Source organism: Promicromonospora panici (assembly GCF_900608595.1).
In the GTDB taxonomy this organism is placed as follows: domain Bacteria; phylum Actinomycetota; class Actinomycetes; order Actinomycetales; family Cellulomonadaceae; genus Promicromonospora; species Promicromonospora panici.
The window spans coordinates 298,456-318,365 of record NZ_UWYY01000001.1 but is presented as its reverse complement, the minus strand read 5'-3'; the positions used below and the strand labels follow the sequence as shown (position 1 = coordinate 318,365).

Annotated in this window: 17 protein-coding genes; 8 read left to right on the top strand and 9 right to left on the bottom strand. The window is 72.0% G+C overall.

Features of this window, described 5'->3' with window-relative positions; genetic code table 11:
• Positions 1 to 42 precede the first annotated feature (42 nt).
• Together EW117_RS01515 and EW117_RS01510 are read right to left on the bottom strand one after the other, a co-directional pair.
• Positions 43 to 1,503 carry an amidohydrolase family protein gene (locus EW117_RS01515; RefSeq protein WP_129782933.1) on the bottom strand — a complete coding sequence of 487 codons (1,461 nt, stop codon included), beginning with the start codon at positions 1,501 to 1,503 and terminating at the stop codon, positions 43 to 45.
• Positions 1,500 to 2,066, bottom strand: coding sequence for a flavin reductase family protein (locus tag EW117_RS01510; protein ID WP_207211709.1), 567 nt, complete (start codon positions 2,064 to 2,066; stop codon positions 1,500 to 1,502). Before EW117_RS01510 ends, EW117_RS01515 begins: the two co-directional genes overlap by 4 nt.
• A gap of 138 nt (positions 2,067 to 2,204) precedes the next feature.
• Here EW117_RS01510 and EW117_RS01505 point away from each other — a divergent pair, with 138 nt between their 5' ends.
• Complete coding sequence (locus EW117_RS01505) at positions 2,205 to 2,804, top strand: helix-turn-helix domain-containing protein (protein ID WP_129782931.1); 600 nt, start codon at positions 2,205 to 2,207, stop codon at positions 2,802 to 2,804.
• On the opposite strand, the gene EW117_RS01500 is transcribed toward EW117_RS01505, so the two are convergent.
• From EW117_RS01500 to EW117_RS01470, 7 genes are read right to left on the bottom strand one after another with little or no spacing between them, the layout of a single operon-like run.
• Positions 2,773 to 4,188: an amidohydrolase family protein gene (locus EW117_RS01500; RefSeq protein ID WP_129782930.1), complete on the bottom strand. Its 1,416-nt coding sequence runs from the start codon at positions 4,186 to 4,188 to the stop codon at positions 2,773 to 2,775. The two genes, EW117_RS01505 and EW117_RS01500, sit on opposite strands and share 32 nt — an antisense overlap.
• Complete coding sequence (locus tag EW117_RS01495; protein WP_129782929.1) at positions 4,185 to 5,009, bottom strand: creatininase family protein; 825 nt, start codon at positions 5,007 to 5,009, stop codon at positions 4,185 to 4,187. The genes EW117_RS01500 and EW117_RS01495 overlap by 4 nt, the downstream gene beginning before the upstream one ends.
• Positions 5,009 to 6,358, bottom strand: coding sequence for an FAD-binding oxidoreductase (locus tag EW117_RS01490; protein ID WP_129782928.1), 1,350 nt, complete (start codon positions 6,356 to 6,358; stop codon positions 5,009 to 5,011). Before EW117_RS01490 ends, EW117_RS01495 begins: the two co-directional genes overlap by 1 nt.
• A 5-nt stretch (positions 6,359 to 6,363) precedes the next feature.
• Positions 6,364 to 7,551, bottom strand: coding sequence for a substrate-binding domain-containing protein (locus tag EW117_RS01485; RefSeq protein WP_129782927.1), 1,188 nt, complete (start codon positions 7,549 to 7,551; stop codon positions 6,364 to 6,366).
• 37 nt (positions 7,552 to 7,588) lie between these two features.
• Positions 7,589 to 8,458 (bottom strand): ABC transporter permease, encoded by an 870-nt coding sequence (locus EW117_RS01480; RefSeq protein ID WP_129782926.1) that lies wholly within the window; start codon positions 8,456 to 8,458, stop codon positions 7,589 to 7,591.
• Positions 8,455 to 9,186 (bottom strand): ABC transporter ATP-binding protein, encoded by a 732-nt coding sequence (locus EW117_RS01475; RefSeq protein WP_129783103.1) that lies wholly within the window; start codon positions 9,184 to 9,186, stop codon positions 8,455 to 8,457. Before EW117_RS01475 ends, EW117_RS01480 begins: the two co-directional genes overlap by 4 nt.
• Before the next feature lie 44 nt (positions 9,187 to 9,230).
• A complete protein-coding gene (locus EW117_RS01470) occupies positions 9,231 to 10,667 on the bottom strand; it encodes an amidohydrolase family protein (RefSeq protein ID WP_242504005.1) in 1,437 nt (478 codons plus the stop codon).
• Between the two features lie 258 nt (positions 10,668 to 10,925).
• On the opposite strand from EW117_RS01470, the gene mshD reads away from it, so the two are divergent.
• From mshD to EW117_RS01435, 7 genes are all read left to right on the top strand, one after another.
• A complete protein-coding gene (gene mshD, locus EW117_RS01465) occupies positions 10,926 to 11,903 on the top strand; it encodes a mycothiol synthase (RefSeq protein WP_129782925.1) in 978 nt (325 codons plus the stop codon).
• Between the two features lie 375 nt (positions 11,904 to 12,278).
• Positions 12,279 to 14,534, top strand: coding sequence for an RNA degradosome polyphosphate kinase (locus EW117_RS01460; protein WP_129783099.1), 2,256 nt, complete (start codon positions 12,279 to 12,281; stop codon positions 14,532 to 14,534).
• 77 nt (positions 14,535 to 14,611) lie between these two features.
• Positions 14,612 to 15,565, top strand: coding sequence for an NUDIX hydrolase (locus EW117_RS01455; protein ID WP_129782924.1), 954 nt, complete (start codon positions 14,612 to 14,614; stop codon positions 15,563 to 15,565).
• Positions 15,566 to 15,659: 94 nt separating this feature from the next.
• Entirely contained in the window at positions 15,660 to 16,259 is a 600-nt protein-coding gene (locus EW117_RS01450) for a hypothetical protein (protein ID WP_129783097.1), read from the top strand.
• Positions 16,260 to 16,596: 337 nt separating this feature from the next.
• Complete coding sequence (locus EW117_RS01445) at positions 16,597 to 17,214, top strand: DUF47 domain-containing protein (protein ID WP_129782923.1); 618 nt, start codon at positions 16,597 to 16,599, stop codon at positions 17,212 to 17,214.
• A 1-nt stretch (position 17,215) separates the two neighbouring features.
• Positions 17,216 to 18,220, top strand: coding sequence for an inorganic phosphate transporter (locus EW117_RS01440; RefSeq protein WP_129782922.1), 1,005 nt, complete (start codon positions 17,216 to 17,218; stop codon positions 18,218 to 18,220).
• Between the two features lie 76 nt (positions 18,221 to 18,296).
• Entirely contained in the window at positions 18,297 to 19,736 is a 1,440-nt protein-coding gene (locus tag EW117_RS01435) for a sugar porter family MFS transporter (RefSeq protein ID WP_129782921.1), read from the top strand.
• Positions 19,737 to 19,910 lie beyond the last annotated feature (174 nt).

Sequence of the window (19,910 nt, the reverse complement as noted above, 5' to 3'; positions counted from 1 at the left end):
CAGTTGGCGAGGTAGTCACGCAGCAGACGGTTCGCTGCGTGACTACCTCGGCAGGTCAGGGTCGCGCTTGCTTCGGGCCCGCGCGGACACCAGCTCCTCCGCCGTGACCGCGAGCCTGCGCCCGTCGGCGTGCGCCGCTCGTTCGATCCGTTCCGCCAGCTCGGCGTCGGCTTGCTCGGCGAGCGGCGTCGTCCCGCGTCCGTCGCGGGCGACGCACTGCCCTCCCACGTACGTCGCGCGCAGGTTGCGCAGGCCGCACGCGAGGACGTAGGTCGCGACGACGTCCCACACGGGTCCGGTGCTCGGCGAACGGTGGTCGACAAGCACGAAGTCCGCGTACTTGCCGGCCTCGAGGCTCCCCACCCGGTCGGCGATACCGAGCACCTCGGCCGCCCCGAGGGTGTGCATGCGGAGCGCGTCGCCCGAGGAGAGCACCCCGGCGTCGTGGTGCAGCGCGCGCTGGGAGTACAGGCCGAGGCGCATGTTCGACCAGGGGTCGGAGATGTCGGTGCATGACTGGTCGTCCAGACCGATGCCTATCGGGATGCCGGCGGAGCGGTAGCGCACGACGTCGGCGACGCCGGAGCCGAGCCGCCCGTTCGACGTCGGCTGCCACACCACCGGGCTGCCGGCGGCGGCGACGCGGTCGACCATGGCGTCGCTGGGGTGAACGAAGTGCCCGAGCAGCAGGTCGGGGCCGAGCGCCCCGGCGTCGTCGTACCAGGCGAACTTGGCCCGCTGCACGGCGATCCCCTCGGCTGTCTCGACGAAGTGCGCCTGGTCGGTGATGCCGTGCTCGCGCATCACGTGCACCTCGAGCTCCGCGGTCCGGGAGGTGGCCGCCCACTGGACCGCGCCCATCACGGACACTCCCAGGTGCTGGTCGCGGCCTTTCCGCTCCGGGGCGCGCGCCGCGGTCACCTTGCGGGCGAACCGCTCCAGGACCTCATCCTCCGGGCCGGACTCGTCGTCCAGCCGGATCGCGTGCACGGCGCGCAGGCCGGCGTCGACGGTGCCGTCCATCTGGCGTGTCGTGTAGTCGTCGGGGTGCACCCGGCCGAGCACGTTGCGCGCGGTGCGCGGGTCGTACAGCCACGTGACGCCGGACTGCATGAAGTTGTACGCGCTGGTCACCCCGTTGGCGAGGAAGTCCAGCGATCCGTGCAGCGTCGCCCAGTACATGTCCTCGGCGTCGGTGTGCCGGAACAGCTCCATCATCGAGCGCACCCACGGGTACAGCGTCGCGTCGGGGGAGATGCCGCGGAGGCCGGACGTGAACAGGTGCGAGTGCGCGGACACGAAGCCCGGCGCCACTATCGCGCCGCCCGCGTCCAGCACGGGCGTGCCGTCCGTGGCGGACGGCGGATCCCCGGGCCCCAGGCCGATGATGCGGCCGTCGGTGCCGACCTGGAGCCAGCCGAAGTACCACTCGGGCCCGGCGTCCGCACCGGGCAGGAGCAGGGCGTCGACCACAGTGAGGGCGAGCGGGGCGGAGCGGGTCACGGGGTTCCCTTCGTCACGGGCGAGTGGTTCGTGGCGGGTGGCTGGCCCGACGGCGCACGAGCCCCGCCGACCTGGTGAAACTCCCGGTCGAAGTGCACCAGCGCACGCCCCTGGTCGGCCACGGCGGAGTGCACCCGCAGGACCTGCCCGACCAGCAGCAGGTGATCGCCGGCGTCGAACTCCGCCCACGTCTCGCACTCGAGGACGTGCCGCGCGTCCTCGGTGAGCACCGGAACACCGCCCAGGCCCGGCCGCACCGCGCGGCCGGCGAACTTGTCCGGGGCCTTGGAGGCGAAGACCGTCGCCACCTCCTCGCGGTCGTGCGGCAGCAGGTGCACGGCGAACCGTCGCGCCTCGCGCAGCGGCGCGAGCGTCCGGCTGGACCGGTCCACCCCGACGGCGACCAGCGGCGGCTCGAGGCTCACGCTCATCACCGCGGTAGTCGTCAGCCCTGCGGGGATGCCGCCCGCCGCCGTCGTCACCACGCACACCCCGCTCGCCAGCCCGGCCATCGCGTCCCGGAAGCCGTCGGCGACGGATTCGTGAGGCGATGTTGATGACATCAACATTCCTCCATCCTCGGTGCTCGATGTTTCGCCCGGATCACCCCGGCGCGCGGGTTCTGTTACGACTGCCGGGACGCCGCCAGATCCCCCGGCGTCGGCCGCCGTCCGGCCGTCGCGGTCCCATAGCATCGAGACATGGACGCGCTCATCGACGAGGACACCGACCCCCTGGGCCGCTCCGTCGCTCGCCTGGGACAGAGGATCCGCGCGCTGCGGCACGACCGGAGCATGACCCTCGTCCAGCTCGCCCACGCGACAGGGCTCTCGCACTCGTTCCTCAGCCAGGTCGAGCGGGGCCGGGCCCGGCTGAGCATGTCGTCCCTGTTCCGCGTCGCGACGACACTCGGCACCACCCAGCAGCTCCTGCTCGCCGAGGCCACGGCGCCGCCCGCCGGCAGCACGCCCGTGGTGCGCCGCACGGACGAGGGATCGGCCTCGTCCCCGGGCGGCGGCACGGTCCGCGCGCTCGCGCCGGCCGGCGACCGCCCGTTCGACCCGATGGAGTTCACGGGCACGTCGCGCGAGCCGGGCCCGCGCTGGGCCCACGACGAGGACGAGTTCGTCTACGTCGTGGAGGGTCACGTGCTGCTCGAGCTCGACGGTGCCCTGGAGCGCATCGGTCCGGGCGACTCCGTCTTCTATCGCGGCGGCACTCACCACCGGTGGTCCAGCGCCGACGGCGAGCCCTACCGGCTTCTGGTCGTCAAGCAACGGCTCGCGCAAGGCGACGACTGAGCCCGCGGGCGGCCTCCCGCTCGTCCGCCGTCACCAGCCGGCCGTCGCGCACCACGACCCGGCCCCCGACGACCACGTGGCGCGGACGCCGGCCCGGCGCGGCCCAGAGCAGGCCCGCTACCGGGTCCGCCACCCCTGCGTCGGCGACGCCGCCGACGTCCCAGACGCACAGGTCCGCGGCCGAACCGGGCCGGAGCCGGCCGAGCTCCGGCCTGCCCAGCCCGTCCGCCGACCCGGTGGTCGCCGCGTCCAGGAGCTCGCGTGCGGTGAGCTGTCGGCCGACGAGCGCGGAGACCTGCATGCCCAGCCGCGCGTCCGCGAGCAGGTGACCGGCGTCGTTCGATCCTCCGCCGCTCGTGCCGAGGCCCACCGTGACTCCCGCGGCGAGGAGCCGCGCCACCGGCGCGATCCCCCAGCCCATCGGCACGTCGCACCCGGGCGCGTGCGTCGCGTGCGCCCCCGACGCGGCCACGCGGCTGATCTCGTCGGAGGTGACGTCGCACAGGTGCGCGACCGTGACGTCGGGGGCGAGCCAGCCCCACTCGTCCAGCAGGTCCAGCGGACGCCGGCCGTAGCGCTCGAGCGCCGCGACGACGTCGACCTGCTCGTTGGCCTGGGTGCGGCGGCGCAGACCGCGGCGTGCCGCCACCTCCGCCAGCAGCCGGAAGGTCTCCTCGCGATCGCTGTGCACTCCCGCCGGCCCGACGGCGACCTGCACCCCGCCGTCGGCCCGCACGCCGCCGGGCGCGTCGCCGACCAGCGCCACGGCGATGGCGTCGGCGCTCAGCGCCGCCGCCTCGGGATCGTCCCCGGCGGTACCGCGCACGAGGACGAGCCGCGCCCCGAGGTCAACGGCCGCTCCGGCGGCCGCGCGGGCGAGATCCACGGTGTCCGCGGGGCCGAGCGCGGCCGGCCAGGTCAGGTGGTGGTCCGCGACGGTGGTAACCCCGCTGAGCAGCGCCTCGGCCAGCCCGGCGCGCGCCGCGGCGCCCACCAGCTCGGCGTCCACGGAGGCGCGCCGGTACGCGGCGGCCATCAGGGCGAGCCACTCGCGCATCGAAACGCCGCGGGTGCCCGGCAAGGTCCGGAACGCGGTCTGGAGCAGGTGGTGGTGCGCGTTCACAAGTCCCGGCGTGACGACGCATCCCGTCGCGTCGAGCTCGGGCACCGCGGCGCCGCCGTCCGACGGGGCGGCAGGTCCGACGCTCACCACCCGCCCGTCGCCGCCGACGACGACGTCGCCACCTGGCTCGCCGTCGTCCGCCTCAGAACCCGCACCCGGCCCCGTACGGATCGCGAGCGCCCCGCGGACGACGAGCCGTGGCGGCGCCCCGCCGACCCCGTCGACGCTCGCACCGGGCCCGCCCCCACCAGCCGGCGTCATGCCCGGTCCCGTCCGCCGAGCGCGCCCGCGCCGTCCGCCGGCGTCGTGAACCGGGATGCCTCGACGAGCGTGCGCGCCAGCTGCCCGACCGCACGCTCGAACAGCTCCTTGCCCGCCTCGGCGGTCGCCGTCGTCGGGTCGCCGATGTGTCCGTCGGGGCCGAAGTCGCTCGACAGCCAGCCGAACGACGTCGCGCGGCCGAACCCGATGTGCTCGTATCCGAGCAAGTCCTCGGGCACGCGACGCTCCGCGCTGTCCATGCGGACCAGCCCGGGGCGCAGGTGCAGCATGAGCGACGTCTCCCCGTGGCCGCCGTGCACGCCGAGCCCGTGCTCCGCGCCGGACGCCGGGACGCCGCCCTGGTCGCGCGGCGTCGCGACGTGCGCGAAGAACGTGCGCAGCCCGAACCGGCGACGCAGCTCGCGGTTCGCCACCTGGCCGAGCGCCGAGTTCCCGCCGTGGCCGTTGACGAACAGCAGCCGGGTGATGCCCGACGCCGCGAGCGACCGCCCGACGTCGACCAGGACCCGCATGAGCGTGTCCCACGACAGCCAGATCGTGCCGGGGAACCCCGCGTGCTCGTCCGACTTGGTGTACGCGAGCGGCTCCAGCAGCACGACGGACGCCTCGCCGGAGGCCGCCACCGCCCCGACCGCCGCGGCCGCCGCCTCCGTGGCGGTCACCAGATCCGTCGACACCGGCAGGTGCGGGCCGTGCTGCTCGATAGCACCCAGCGGCAGGACCGCCACCGTGTCCGCAGGCAGCGCCTCGATCTCCCGCCAGGTCAGGTCCGCGAACCGCGGCACCCCGTCCCCGCCCATCAGCGCACCCCGATGTTGATCCGCGTGTCGACCGGCGGCGCGTCCACGAGCTTGCCCGGGTTGAGCAGGCTCTTCGGGTCCGTGGTGCGGGCCACCTCGCGGGCGAGGTCCACGTGCCGGTCCACGTACCACTGGTGCGGCGAGTGCACGCCGAGGCCGAGCGCCTCGAGGCGCTCGATCCCCGCGAGCACCTCCTCCTCGGAGACGTAGTCGGCGACGACCATCGCGAGCGGGGCCTTGCCCATGAGCTCGAGATGCAGGTGGACGTCGCCGTCGTAGACGGCCCGGACGTCGTCGGGACGGTCCCAGTGTGCGTGCCCGCCGGTCTCCATGTGGAACCAGGTGCGGTCGGGGTGCGCCTTCTGCAGGAAGTACACCGGGTGGTTGTACGACATGGACGACAGCTTGTCCGTCTCCGCGTAGTCGGCGAGACTCGCGACGACGACGCCACCCGCGGCCACCACCCGCGCCTTGATCTCCGCCACCGTCGACGCCTCCGCGATGATCCGCAGGCTGTGCAGAGCCGGGTCGAGGGACACGGGAGCAGGAAGGCTCGGCACGAGCGCCGGCGGGTCGGCGGACGCGAGCCGTGGCAGGGCCGGCAGGTCAAGCAGCGAGCGGTGCACGCCCGTCATCGACGCCCAGTCCTCGAACGCGGCGTAGACCGCCACCCAGTCGCGCGCGGGGTCGGTGGCGATCTCCAGCTCCACGATCACGCCGGTCACCCCGTACACGTGCACGTAGGGCATGACGTCCGGACCGGACACGGTGAATGTGCTGCCGCTGCCGTCCATGGGCGCCACGGTGAGCGAGAGCACGTAGCCGTCCGACGTCGACCCGTGCTCGATCGTCCCCGTTCCGGCCGAGCCGCCGCCGACGAACCCGCCGATCGTGGACCCCTTGGTGGACGGGTAGATCCAGATGTCCCGGCCCGCGGCCCGCGCCGCGACGTCGATCGCGGTGATCTTCGCTCCCGCGCCGGTGGTCACCGTACCCGAGTCGTTCACCCGGATCGTGTCGAGGCCGCGCAGGTCGAGCACGAGCCCGCCGTCGAACGGCGTCGCCTGACCGTAGTTGCCGGTGCCGGACCCGCGGGGCGTCACCGGGACGTCGTGCTCGTAGGCGATGCGCAGGACCTCGGCGACCTCGTCCGCGGAGCGGGGGCGCACCACGGCGTCCGGCAGGTAGCGGCCGGCAGGCACCTTCTCCTGCAGGATCGGCGACATGCGCGACCAGTCGGCGGAGGTCTTGAGCAGCAGCTCCTCCTCGGTCGAGACGAGGTCGGTGCCGAACCGGGCGACGATCTCGGCGGCGGCCCGTGCCGCCCGCTCAGAAGTGTTGTTGGTCATCCGTCTCACTTGCCCATCGAGATCGAGTCGTCGATGAACTCGTTGGTGTACAGCGTCTCGGGGTCGATGTCCGCCGAGTCGATCTGGCCGGCGTCCGCGAGGATCGTGCCGAAGGTGTCGACGATCTCCGCCATGCGCTCGGGGTCGATCTGGCCGAACACCCCGGAGGCCGGGTCGTCCGTGACGATGTCGAGGTCCTTCTGGGCCTGGACGGAGAACTCGGCCACGCCGAGCGAATAGGTCCATCCGGTCTGGTACTGGTCCACCAGGTCGACGATCAGCTCGTTCGTGGCCTGCGGGTCCTCGAGGTAGTCGATCTGCGCCTGCTGCATGATCGGCACGAGCTTGGCGAGGCAGTCGGCGTTCTCCTCGACCTTGTCGGCACGCACGGCGAGCGCCTCCGGGTACACCGAGTAGCCGACGTCGGCGAGCAGCTGGTAGTCGACGGGCTTGTTCCACTGGGGCAGCTCGTTCTCGTAGCTGTACGGCTCGGCCGTCGCGAACGCCTGCTGCAGGATGCTCGGGTCGGACACGAACCGCTGGGGCGTCCCCTCGTAGCTGAGGTCGATCTGCGACTCGTCGATGATGCCCTGCGCGGCGAGCATCTGCGGGAACACGTCGCCCGAGGCCACGAGCGGGTCGCCGTCGGCCGCTGCCTCCTCGATGGTGGTCGCGCCCTCGTGGCTCTCGGGGTCCCACATGACCATCTGCGGGCTGGTGGTGAGCTGGGACGTCACGGTGACGACGGGGTTGTCCGCCAGCGCGGCGATCTGCGCGTCGGACGTCACGGCGCCGAGGAGGATCGACTCGTCAAGGTACATGAGCGCCGGCACCGGCTGGAAGTTCACGTTGGGCCCGCCGGGCCGCACCTCGACGTCGACGCCGGTGTCGACGCCCTGGGCCACCAGCGAGCCGGTGACCGACTTGGCCTCGGTGTCGACCGTGTGGTCAGAGCCCACCAGGGAGTACATCGCCCCGTGCTCTGCCTCCGGCTGCCAGTCCTGCTGCAGGACGACGGTCGCCGGGCAGACGTCGGCGAGGTCGAGCGGACCGTCCGCCTCGGCCGCCGGGACGTCGAGCTGTGCTGCTCCGCCTGCCTGCGCGTCGGCGGACCCGCCGCACGCTGTCAGGGCGAGGAGGGGGACGAGAGACAGCGCGGCGAACGCGAGGCGCCGGGATCTGGAAAAGGACATGAGGACTCCAGGGTGTGGTGGTTCGTTCGATGCGAGGTCAGGACGTGCCGCGGCCGTACCAGCGGCCGATGACCGCCCGGTCCAGCGCCGCGAAGACGGAGAACACCGCGACCCCGAACAGGGCGGTGAGGATGATGGCCATGAACAGGGCGTCCATGTTGAGCCGGAGCGTGTAGGTGCGCAGGAGGCCGCCGATCCCTGGCGAGCCCTGCTGGAAGAAGAAGTCGCCGACGATCGCCCCGATGACGCTCAGGCCCGCCGCGTTGCGCAGGCCCGTGAAGATCGCCGGGAGCGCCGCCGGGAACTGGAGCTTGAGGAGCCGCTGCGCGCGCGTGGCCCGGTTCAGCGTGAACAGGTCGTGCGCGTCCGGCCCGGCGGACTGGAGCCCGAACAGCGTGTTGGCGATCATCGGGAAGAGCGCGATGATCACGCACACCACGATGCGCGCGCTGAAGCCGTAGCCCATCCAGATCCCGATGAGCGGCGTGAGAGCCAGGATCGGGATGGTCTGCAGGATCACGGCGTACGGGTAGAGGATCCGCTCGGCCCAGCCCGCCTGCGCCATGACCACGGCGTACCCGATGCCCAGGACGACGGCGATCGCAAGGCCGGACAGGGCCACGCCCACGGTCTGCCACAGCGCGTCGAGCATCGGCCCCATGACTGCCGGGTTGCCGAGCGTGGTGCCGAGCACCTGGTGCAGCGGGGGCAGCAGGAACCGGCGCTCGGGGGTGAGGACGAGGTAGGTGACGGCGTACCAGACGGCGACGATGCCCGCGACGGCCGCGAGGAGCGGCCACACCTTGGCCCCGGTCGCGGCCAGCCGGCGTCGGGCGCCCGCGCCGCTCGTGGCACCCGCGCCGCTCGTGCCGCTCTGCGGGCGGCCGGTCATCGTGGCGGCGCTCATGAATGCTCCCCGAGTGCGGCGGAGACCTCGCCGGTGAGCGCCGCGAACTCGGGTTCGAAGCGGAGCTCGGGCGGGCGGGGGTAGGACCAGGGAACCGGGATGTCGGCCACCACCCGGCCGGGGCGGCCGCTCATGACGACGACCCGCGTCGACAGGTACACCGCCTCGGAGACGGAGTGCGTGATGAACAGGCCGGCGAAGTTCTTGAGCTCGAAGAGGCTCTGCAGCTCGGTCTGCATCCGCAGCCGGGTGATCTCGTCGAGCGCGCCGAAGGGCTCGTCGAACAGTGCGAGATCGGGCTCGGCGACGAGCGCGCGGGCTATCGACACCCGCATCCGCATGCCGCCCGAGAGCTGCCGGGGGTGCTGCTTCTCGAAACCGGTCAGCCCCACCAGGTCGAGCGCCTCCTGCGCGCGCCGGCGCCGGTCCGCCTTCCCGGCGCCGCGCAGCTCGCCGACCAGCTCGACGTTCCGCAGCGCGCTGCGCCACTCCAGGAGCGTCGCCTCCTGGAACACGTAGGACGTCGACGTGGCGTTCACCTCGATGTCCCCGCCGGTCACATGGTCGAGTCCCGAGGCGAGCCGGAGCAGTGTCGACTTGCCGCACCCGGACGGGCCGACGACGGACACGAACTCTCCCGCCGCCACCGCGAGGCTCACCCCCTCGAGTGCGACCGTGCCGGTCGGGAACGCCTTGGTCACGTCGTCGAGCACGAGCGTGCGCGTCATGGACTTCGGCCGTGGGGTCGTCGTACTCACTGTGCTCACTGGTGTCACCTCACGAGCTGTTCGGGTGCGGAAAGTTCTGGGGCGGCCGGCCGGGTGGACGGCCGGGCGGACTGCGGGATGGCTTGCCGGGACGCCGGCCCGAGGGCGAGGCTGCGATGCACGCGCGTGTCCGCGACGACGCGGCCGGCCGCGAGGACCACGCGCGCGTGCTCCCCGCCGGCCAGCACGTCGCCGAGCGGTACGTCCGGCACGAGGACCAGATCGGCGCGGTGGCCGACGGTCAGGCCCGCCGGCGGCAGGCCGAGCACCGTGCGCGCGCCTGCCGTCACGGCGTCGAGCGCCTCCCGCGCGGACAGGTGCGCGGCGGTCATGAGCAGCGACGTCGTCTCGAACGGGTCGCCGCTGCCCGCGGGGTTGAAGGGGTCGCGCAGGTTGTCGGCCCCCGCGGCCACGGGGATCCCGGCGTCCAGGAGCGCCCGGACGGCGGTCAGGCCGCGGGGCGCGAGGTGCGTGGCGTCGCGGCCCTGGAGATAGAGGTTGGTGATCGGCAGCGTCACGACGCCGAGACCGGCGCGTGCGACGAGGCCGACGACGGCGGCGAGCCGCTCCGGCGGCAGCGATCCGAGCCGGACGGCGTGGCTCGCGGTCACCCGCTGGGTCAGGCCGCGGGCGATCACCTGCCGCGCGAGCTCCTCGACATCGAGCACGCCGTCGTCCGGCAGCGCCGTCCGCTCATCGGCGTGCAGGTCCACGGGGAGCCCGGTGCGTTCGGCGACGTCGAGCACCCGGGTGATCTCCGCGCGGGGGTCGGAGGCGAGGTGCGGGCAGCCGCCCAGGGCGTCCACGCCACGGGCCGCCGCCTCGGCGAAGACCTCGGTGGGTGTCTGCGACCCGCCGAGGAGGCAGACCTGGAGCGTCACGGATCCCGCGAGCTCCTCGCGCAGCGTGAGGAGCGCGTCGAGCAGGCGCAGCGGATCGCCGTCGGCGGGTGCGTCGACGTGCGTGCGGATGGTCGTGATACCCCGCGCGGCGTAGCGCCCGACGGCGGTCCGCGCACGGTCCAGGACGTCGGCGCCGTCGATATGGGGCACCAGCTCACGCCACTGGGCGACTGCCCCCACGAGGTCCTCGCCCGTTCCGGCGGGGAAGCGCGCCGCGGTCAGCGCCTTGTCGAGGTGGGCGTGCGGCTCGCAGGCCGCCGGCAGCACGAGCCAGCCGCTCGCGTCCAGCCGCAGGGCGGGCTCCCCGGCGAGCGCGCGCTCCGCCGCGGGGGCACGCGACCCGCTCTCCGGCGCAACAAGATCGCGCGGCCCGCGATCCGCCACCGCGACGACCCGGCCCTCGGCGATCTCGACGTCGACGACGGCGCCGTCGACAGTCCGCACGCCCTCCAGGACGGCGACGTCGGCGCCCGCGAGCAGCGCACCGCCGTCGGGCGGACCGACGGGTAGCGCCGCGGGTCTCATGGCGTCGTGCTGCACGGCGCCTCCTCTCACAGGGCCTGGATCGACTGTGAATGTTGATCAGAGAAACATTCAGAACGCTAGGTGCGACCTGTTTCCACTGCGTGTCCGCTGCGGCGCGGCCATGTGAAACGTCACCCCTCTCGTCTTGCCGAGGTAGAACCAGGGCGAGGTAGGACCAGGGCGAGGTAGGACTCAGGCGGAGCTGCGGTTCTACCTCGCCCTGCCCCTACCTCGCTGCAGTTCTACTTCGGCAGATGCAGGAGGATGGGTCCCATGCGTATCGCTGCTCCTATCGAGATCGGCCCGCTCGACGCCGACGCCCAGCAGGCAGTCCGAGACCTCGCGGCGGCGGCGGAGGCGCACGACGGCGTCGCGCCGCTGTCCGAACAGCCATTGCTCAACCTGGGCACGGACGCGGAGTGGATCACGCACGTCGTCGCGCACACCAAGGCGGGCAGCACCATTGGCTACGTGCAGGTCGACCGGTCCGGCGAGACCGCGAGCGCCGAGCTGGTGATCCACCCGGAGCACCGCCGGAACGGCCACGGCCGCATGCTGCTCAAGACCGCCGAGCGCGACGCCACGCTCCCGTCCCGTTCGGGGGAGCCCGGCCAGCACGGCAAGCATCTGCGGGTCTGGGCGCACGGCGACCTGGAGTCGGCCCGCGGTTTCGCCTGCGCGGCCGGCCTTCGGGCGGTGCGCGAGCTCTTGTTCCTGACCCGCCCACTTGCACCGGCCGGATCCCCCGCCGAACCGCCGGAGCCCCCCGAGGCGCCCGCCGGCTACCACCTGCGCACCTTTCAGCCGGGAGCCGACGACGCCGCCTGGCTCCGCGTCAACGCCCGCGCGTTCGCTACCCACCCGGAGCAGGGCCGGATGACCCTCGACGACCTACGCGCCCGCCAGAGCGAGAGCTGGTTCGACGCGGAGGGGTTCTTCCTCCTGTTCCCGGACGATGCTCCCGGGGGCGCGGACGACGTCGACCCGGCGGCGTTCCTGTGGACCAAGACCGAGCCTGACCAGCCGGACGGCACGCGGGACGGCGAGATCTACGTGCTGGGTGTGGACCCGGACCACCAGGGCAAGGGCCTGGGCCGACTGCTGACCGCCGTCGGGCTGGCGCACCTGGAACGCACCGGAGCGACGCGCGCCGTGCTGTACGTCGAGGGCGACAACACACCCGCCCTGGCCACGTACGAGCGGGCCGGCTTCACGCGGGCCGCCGTACACGTTCAGTATGCCCGCCCGTGACGAACGCTCTCCGGCAGCGTCACCCACTGTGTACCGAACGGTGACACCATGAACCCCATGAAGGACAGCGCTGCGAGTACCTCCGTCAGGACCCGGGACAAGAATGGCCGATTCATGAAGCAGAGCCCTCGCACAGCAAGCGCAGAGACAGCAGGAACAGAGACGGCAGGTACGGAGCCGGTGGAAGCGGAGTCCATGAACGGCGTGCCCGACGACCACCGCGAGCGCGCCGACAAGCTGGCCGTCAAGCCGGCCGAGCAGCCCGCCGACAAGCAGGCCGAGAAGGCTTCCGGCAAGGACGCCGCGACGAAGACCGCCACGAAGATCCAGCGGGCCGACGCACCGACGCCGGACGGGGCCTCGGCGGACGACATCATGGACCCGCACTTCGGGGACGCGAGCCTGGCCGCGCACATCGCGGAGCACATCGCGGAGAGCCCGGCCGGGACCACCCTGCTGGAGCCCCACCTCGGCGAGCCGCTGCCCACCGACCGGTTCGCGGACCGTGAGCTCAGCTGGCTCGCCTTCAACCAGCGCGTCCTGGAGCTCGCGGAGGACCCGCGCATCCCGCTGCTGGAGCGCGTCCGGTTCCTGGCGATCTTCGCGTCCAACCTGGACGAGTTCTTCATGGTCCGCGTGGCCGGCCTGAAGCGTCGTATCGCGACGGGTATCGCGGTCACGAGCGCCTCGGGGCTCAGCCCGCGCCAGGCGCTGTCGCGCATCTCGGAGGAGGCGCACTCGCTCATGGAGCGGCACGCACGCGTCTTCGAGGACGAGGTACAGCCCGCCCTGGCCGGCGAGGGCATCACGCTGGTGCACTGGGGCGAGCTGGACACCAAGGAGCAGGAGCGCCTGCACAAGTTCTTCCGCAAGCAGATCTTCCCGGTGCTCACCCCGCTCGCGGTGGACCCTGCCCACCCGTTCCCCTATATCTCCGGGCTGAGCCTCAACCTCGCCGTCGTGGTGGCGAACCCGGCGACGGGCAAGGAGCACTTCGCGCGTGTCAAGGTCCCGCCGCTGCTGCCGCGCTTCATCGCGGTGGACGCGTCGGGCAAGCCTCGGCGCCCTGGCACCAAGAAGGCCGACCCGCAGCGCGGGCCGCTCTCCTTCGTGCCGCTCGAGGAGGTCATCGCGCAGCACCTCGACTACCTGTTCCCGGGCATGGAGGTACGGGAGAACCACACGTTCCGCGTCACCCGCAACGAGGACGTGGACGTCGAGGAGGACGACGCCGAGAACCTGCTCCAGGCGATGGAGAAGGAGCTCCTGCGGCGCCGCTTCGGCCCGCCCGTACGGCTGGAGATCGCCAAGGACATCAGCCCGCGCATCCGCGACCTGATCGTCCGGGAGCTCGGCGTGAAGGACGAGGAGGTCTACGAGCTGCCCGCACTGCTGGACCTCACGGGGCTCAACCTCATCGCCGACCTCGACCTGACGTCGCTGCACTACCCGCCCTTCGTCCCCTCCACGCACCGGCACCTCGCCGAGGTCGAGAGCGCCAAGCCGACGGACGTGTTCGCCGCGATGCGACGGCGGGACATCCTGCTGCACCACCCGTACGACAGCTTCTCCACGAGCGTGCAGACGTTCCTGGAGCAGGCGGCGGCCGACCCGAACGTGCTGGCGATCAAGCAGACCCTGTACCGGACGTCGGGCGACTCACCCATCGTGGACGCCCTGATCGACGCCGCCGAGGCGGGCAAGCAGGTGCTGGCCCTGGTCGAGATCAAGGCCCGGTTCGACGAGGAGGCCAACATCTCCTGGGCGCGCAAGCTCGAGGAGGCGGGCGTCCACGTCGTGTACGGGATCGTGGGCCTCAAGACACACTGCAAGCTGTCGCTGGTGGTGCGCCAGGAGCCGGACGGCTCCCTGCTGCGCTATTGCCACGTCGGCACGGGCAACTACCACCCGAAGACGGCGCGCCTGTACACCGACCACGGCCTGCTGACCTGCGACTCGGACGTGGGCCAGGACCTGACGCGCCTGTTCAACCAGCTGTCCGGGTACGCCCCGAAGTCGACGTTCCACCGCCTGCTCGTGGCACCCCGCGCCGTGCGGTCGGGCCTGGTCGAGCGCATCGAGCGCGAGGCGACGGCGGCACGCGCCGGCCACGAGGCGTGGGTCAAGATGAAGATCAACTCGGTGGTCGACGAGACCGTGATCGACGCCCTGTACCGCGCCTCCCAGGCCGGCGTGCAGGTCGACCTCGTGGTGCGCGGCATCTGCGCCGTGAAGGTCGGCGTCCCCGGCCTCAGCGAGAACATCCGGGTGCGGTCCATCCTGGGCCGGTTCCTCGAGCACTCCCGCATCTTCGCGTTCGCCAACTCGGTGGGCCCGGCCCTCGCGGAAGGGCCCGAGTCCGGCCCTGAGGTGTTCATCGGCTCGGCCGACCTGATGCACCGCAACCTCGACCGCCGTGTCGAGACGCTCATCCGGATCTCCGACCCGAACCATATCGGCGAGCTCCTCGGCCTGCTGGACGAGTCCATGGCGGACACGACGGCGTCGTGGCACCTGCTGCCGGACGGCAGCTGGGAACGCCCCTCCACAGGTTCGACGGGCAACGGCCTCCGCGACCTGCAGGCGGTCCTGATCCAGCGCCAACGGCGTCGGCTCGAGCCTGTCCGGTGACGGGCCGGCGGTCGGCGGTGGGCACGAGTCCGACGACGGCGGGCTCCCCCATCGGAGGATTGCACACCCCGGTCGTGATGACCGCGGGCGGGGTCGTCTGGCGCCGTCGCGGCGGGCGGCTCCAGGTGCAGCTGGTGCACCGCCCCCGGTACGACGACTGGTCGTGGCCCAAGGGCAAGCTCGAGGTCGGGGAGTCCTTCCAGGGCGCCGCGATCCGCGAGGTCGGCGAGGAGACGGGCAAGGAGATCGTGCTCGGCCGCCCCCTGCCGGGCCTGCAGTACCTGACGCCCGACGGGCGGGTGAAGCGCGTGCACTACTGGGCGTCGCGCCGCGCCCGCAAAGGACACGACACCGCCGCCCTCACGGCGCGCGTGCCGATCGCACCGGTCGACCGCACCGAGGTGGACAAGGCGGAGTGGCTGGACGTGGCCGAAGCGGCACAGCGCCTCACCCGGACGTCGGACCACGAGCCGCTGGACGCCCTCGTGAACGCCGAGGCGGAGGGCTTGCTCGGCACCCGCGCGCTGGTCATCGCGCGGCACGGCCGAGCCGTCCCGCGCACGGCATGGCACGGCTCCGAACGCGACCGCCCGCTCACCCCGCTCGGGCACGGGCAGGCGGCCGCCCTGGTCCCGGTGCTGGCGGCCTACGGCGTCGAGCACGTGATCAGCTCCCGGTGGGAGCGGTGCGCCACCACCATCGACCCATACGTCAGGGCCGCGGGGCTGCGGCCGAGCTACAGCGAGTACCTCACCGAGGCACAGCACGAGCGGTCGCCGTCCCGTGTCGCCGCCACCGTGCGCGACCTGCTGGACGAGACCACCGAGTCGTCGGTGATCTGCACCCACCGCCCGGTCCTGCCGACGGTGCTGGACGTGCTGACCCAGCACGCGTCCCGCGCGGTGGCGGACGGCCTGCCCTCGCTCGACCCGTTCCTCGAACCCGGCGAGGTGCTCGTGGCGCACGTCGCCGACACATCGTCCGGACCGCGGGTGGTGGCCACCGAGAAGGTGAGCGCGCCGGTGTGGTGACCTGGTTCGATCGGACAGTGGTGGACACACGTTCCATTTCGGCGCACTATCGGTCATCATGAGCAGCGACCAACGACCGCCGCGACGGCCGGCCATGCTGGACCCCCGGGACGCCGAAGCCCTCCCGGGTGAGGTGGACCCTGCCCTGCGCGACGAGGTCGCGCACGCGACGGCGCGTGCCCTCGTGGACCGGGCTCGCACCACCGAGGACCCGAAGGTGGTCGAACGGCTCATCCACCTGGTCGAGAACGAGGGCCTGGACACGGTGGCAGGCCTGTGGGCGGACGCCGCCGCCGTCTCGCTGCCTGGGTCGCTCTGGCGCCTGTACGTGCTGCGCGAGTGGGTACGCCGGGACATGGGCACCGTCATGCTCAGGTATCGACTCGGTGTGGAAGCCGCCCCCGTCCAGGAGGCCGTCGCGGGTGTGCCGAGCCCTCCGGAACCACGTGACCTGCAGATCCTGGCCGACGCCGTCCTGTCCGGCGTCTTCACCGGGGACCTCGCCGTCGCCCTCGAACGGGCCGGTGCGTTCTGCCGCATCCTGTCGACCGGAGCGGCGTTCGACGCGGACTCCCGCGAGGTCGCGGATCCCACCGGCGCCACCCGGATGACGCGCAGCGCGAGCTCCCTGCTGCGCACCGCCGAGGAGCTGGAACGGGCCGGTGACCTGTGGCGGACCGGCTCTCTCGAGTAGGCCCCGCACACTGTCAAGCGGGAGCCGCGCGAGGGCGCTGTGACGTCCGACCCCCTTGGCAGATCCGCTCACGCGATTAGGATGGTGCAAGCGACGCCGGGCTGCGGTAGCCCCGGGCTCCACCTCAAGCCGCTACGAGCGGCCCCGCGCCGAGAGGCGCTCCCGGTTCGGCGTCGCTCTCTCCTTCCTCTCCGGGCCGTCGATGACGGCGGCGCGGTGCTGCCTGCGCGTCGACCGCGTTTGTCACGAGTTGTCAAAGTTCGACCTTGCAAATTGGCGATGGTCGGCAACAGCTCTACGCTGAGCCTGTTCCAGAGCCCTCAGAACGGGAGCCTTCGTGCGCCTCACTCCGCGCGACACCACGTACTTCGATCTGCTCGCCGCCTCGGCCCAGCACCTGGTCCGGGGCTCGTCCCTGTTGGCGGAGCTGCTGGGAGCGGACAAGGCCGGCCGCGAGAAGCTCGCCGAGGAGATGCACGAGGTCGAGCATCTCGCCGACGAAGCCACGCACTCGGTGATGCGGCGCCTCAACCAGACCTTCGTCACGCCGTTCGACCGCGAGGACATCTCCGGTCTGGCCTCGGCGCTGGACGACTGCATGGACGAGATGGACGAGGCCGCAGACCTCATCGTCCTGTACAAGGTCGACGCCCTGCCGGACCGCGTGTCCGAGCAGGTGCAGGTGCTGCAGCGGTGTGCGGAGCTGACGGCGGAGGCCATGCCCCGCCTGCGCTCGATGGACAAGCTCGCGGACTACTGGGTCGAGGTGAACCGGCTCGAGAACCAGGCGGACAAGCTGCACCGCAAGCTCCTCGCCCAGCTCTTCGACGACCTGGCCGGCGACCCGGTCCTGCTCATGAAGCTGAAGGAGATCGTGGAGGTCCTCGAGAACGCCGCGGACAGCTTCGAGAAGGTGGCGAACATGGTCGAGACCATCGCCCTCAAGGAGTCCTGAGTTGGAGGTCGCTCTTGTCGTCCTCGTGGTCGCGCTCGCCCTGAGCTTCGACTTCACCAACGGCTTTCACGACGCCGCCAACGCCATCGCGACGTCGGTGTCGACCCGGGCTCTCACGCCCCGGGTGGCGCTCGTCATGGCGGCCGCCATGAACTTCGCCGGCGCGCTGCTGGGCACCGAGGTCGCGGAGACCATCGCGACGTCGATCGTCAACCTCGCGGGCGCCAGTACGCACGCCGAGCTCACCGTCGTGCTGTGCGCCCTGCTCGGCGCGATCGTGTGGAACCTCATCACCTGGTGGTTCGGCCTGCCGTCGTCGTCCACGCACGCCCTCATCGGCGGGCTGGTCGGCGCCGGGCTCGCCGGCGGCATGGGCGTCTACTGGTCCGCGATCGTGGACAAGGTGGTCGTGCCCATGATCGTCTCGCCGCTGGTGGGCTTCGGCCTCGCCTTCGCAGTGATGGTCGCGGTCATGTGGATCTTCCGCTACGCGGCCCCGGCCAAGACGAACCGCCGCTTCCGGATCGCGCAGACGGCGTCGGCCGCCGCGATGGCGCTCGGCCACGGCCTGCAGGACGCACAGAAGACGATGGGCGTCATCTACCTGGCGCTGCTGACGGTCGGCTGGGCCAACGCCTCCGCCGGCATCCCGCTCTGGGTCAAGCTGTCCGCCGCCGCGGCGATCTCCGCCGGCACCTACTCGGGCGGCTGGCGCATCATGCGCACGCTGGGCCGCAAGATCATCGAGCTGGACCCGGCGCGCGGCTTCGTGGCCGAGTCCGTCTCGGCGCTCGTGCTGTACGTCAACGCGTTCGCGCTGCACGCCCCGGTCTCGACCACGCACACGATCACCTCGGCGATCATGGGCGTCGGTGCCACCCGCCGACTCTCCGCCGTCCGCTGGGGTGTGGCCGGGAACATCGCCGTCGCCTGGGTGCTCACGATCCCGGCCGCTGCCCTCGTGGCGGCTCTCGCGACCTGGGCGCTCTGGCCGCTGCTGACCTGATCCCGGCGGTGTCTCGTTTTTCACAGCCGGGGATTCCGCGCGCGACGGGCCAGGCGAGCGACTTAGCATCGACGGTATGAGTTTCACCCCAGCGGCCGGGAACACCGCACGATCAGCCCACCGCAAGGCCACGGCCCTCGCCTTCGCCGCAGCGGTGGGCGGTTTCTTGTTCGGCTTCGACAGCTCGGTGATCAACGGCGCGGTGAATGCCATCGAAGGCCAGTTCGAGCTCGACCCGTCGGTCACCGGCATCGTCGTCGCCATCGCCCTGCTGGGCTGCGCACTGGGCGCCTGGGCCGGCGGCCGCCTGGCGGACCGCTGGGGCCGCACCAACGTCATGGTGCTCGGCGCCGTCCTGTTCTTCGTGTCGTCGATCCTGTCCGCCATCGCGTTCTCCGCGTGGGACCTGGCCGTCTGGCGCTTCATGGCCGGCGTGGGCATCGGTATCGCGTCCGTCATCGCGCCCGCGTACATCGCGGAGATCGCGCCAGCGGCCATGCGCGGCCGGCTGGGCTCGCTGCAGCAGCTCGCGATCACCGTCGGTATCTTCGCCGCGCTGCTCTCGGACCAGCTCCTCGCCGAGTCGGCCGACGGCGCCGCGAACGTCCTCTGGCTCGGGTGGGAGGCATGGCGCTGGATGTTCCTGGTCGCCGTGGTCCCTGCCGCGGTCTACGGCATCCTCGCGCTGCGTATCCCGGAGTCGCCCCGCTACCTCGCCGCCAAGGGGCGCGACGGCGAGGCGCGCGCCGTCCTGGCCAGCGTGCTCGGCCCCGACGAGGACGTCGACGACCGCCTCGCCCAGATCCACCGCAGCATCGCCGTCGACGAGCTGAACGCCGCGCAGGCCTCGCTCCGCGGTAACACGCTGGGACTCAAGCCGATCGTCTGGGTGGGCATCCTGCTGTCGGTCTTCCAGCAGTTCGTCGGCATCAACGTGATCTTCTACTACTCGACGACGCTGTGGCAGGCCGTCGGGTTCGACGAGAGCCAGGCGTTCCTGGTCTCCACGATCACGTCGGTCACGAACGTCGCCGTGACCTTCATCGCCATCGCCCTCATCGACAAGGTGGGCCGCCGCCCGCTGCTCCTCATCGGCTCCGCCGGGATGACCGTGTCCCTGGGCCTCATGGCGATCGCCTTCACGCAGGCCACCGGCTCCGGCGCCAACATCTCGCTCAGCGGGCCGTGGGGCGTGATCGCGCTGATCTGCGCCAACGCGTTCGTCGTGTTCTTCGGCGCCTCGTGGGGGCCGCTCGTCTGGGTGCTGCTCGGCGAGATGTTCCCGAACCGCATCCGGGCCGCCGCCCTCGGCGTCGCCGCGGCCATGCAGTGGGTCGCCAACTTCGCCATCACCATGACGTTCCCGCCGATGCTGGCCGCCTTCGGCGCCAGCGTGCCGTACCTGATGTACGCGATCTTCGCGGCGCTGAGCTTCTTCTTCGTGTTCACCAAGGTGCGCGAGACCAAGGGCATGGAGCTCGAGGACATGGGCGAGGAGAGCCGCGCCAGGGCCTGATCCTCGGCACCACCGGCTCGGCCCGCCGAACGGCGCCGCTCCCACCACGGTGGGGGCGGCGCCGTTCTCGTCGCGCCGCCGTTCTCGTGCGTGCCGTGCGGCGCAGGTCACACAGCGCCTGTCGAATCGTTTCCCGTAGAACGCTTGCTTTCGGCATCCAACTATATATAGTTG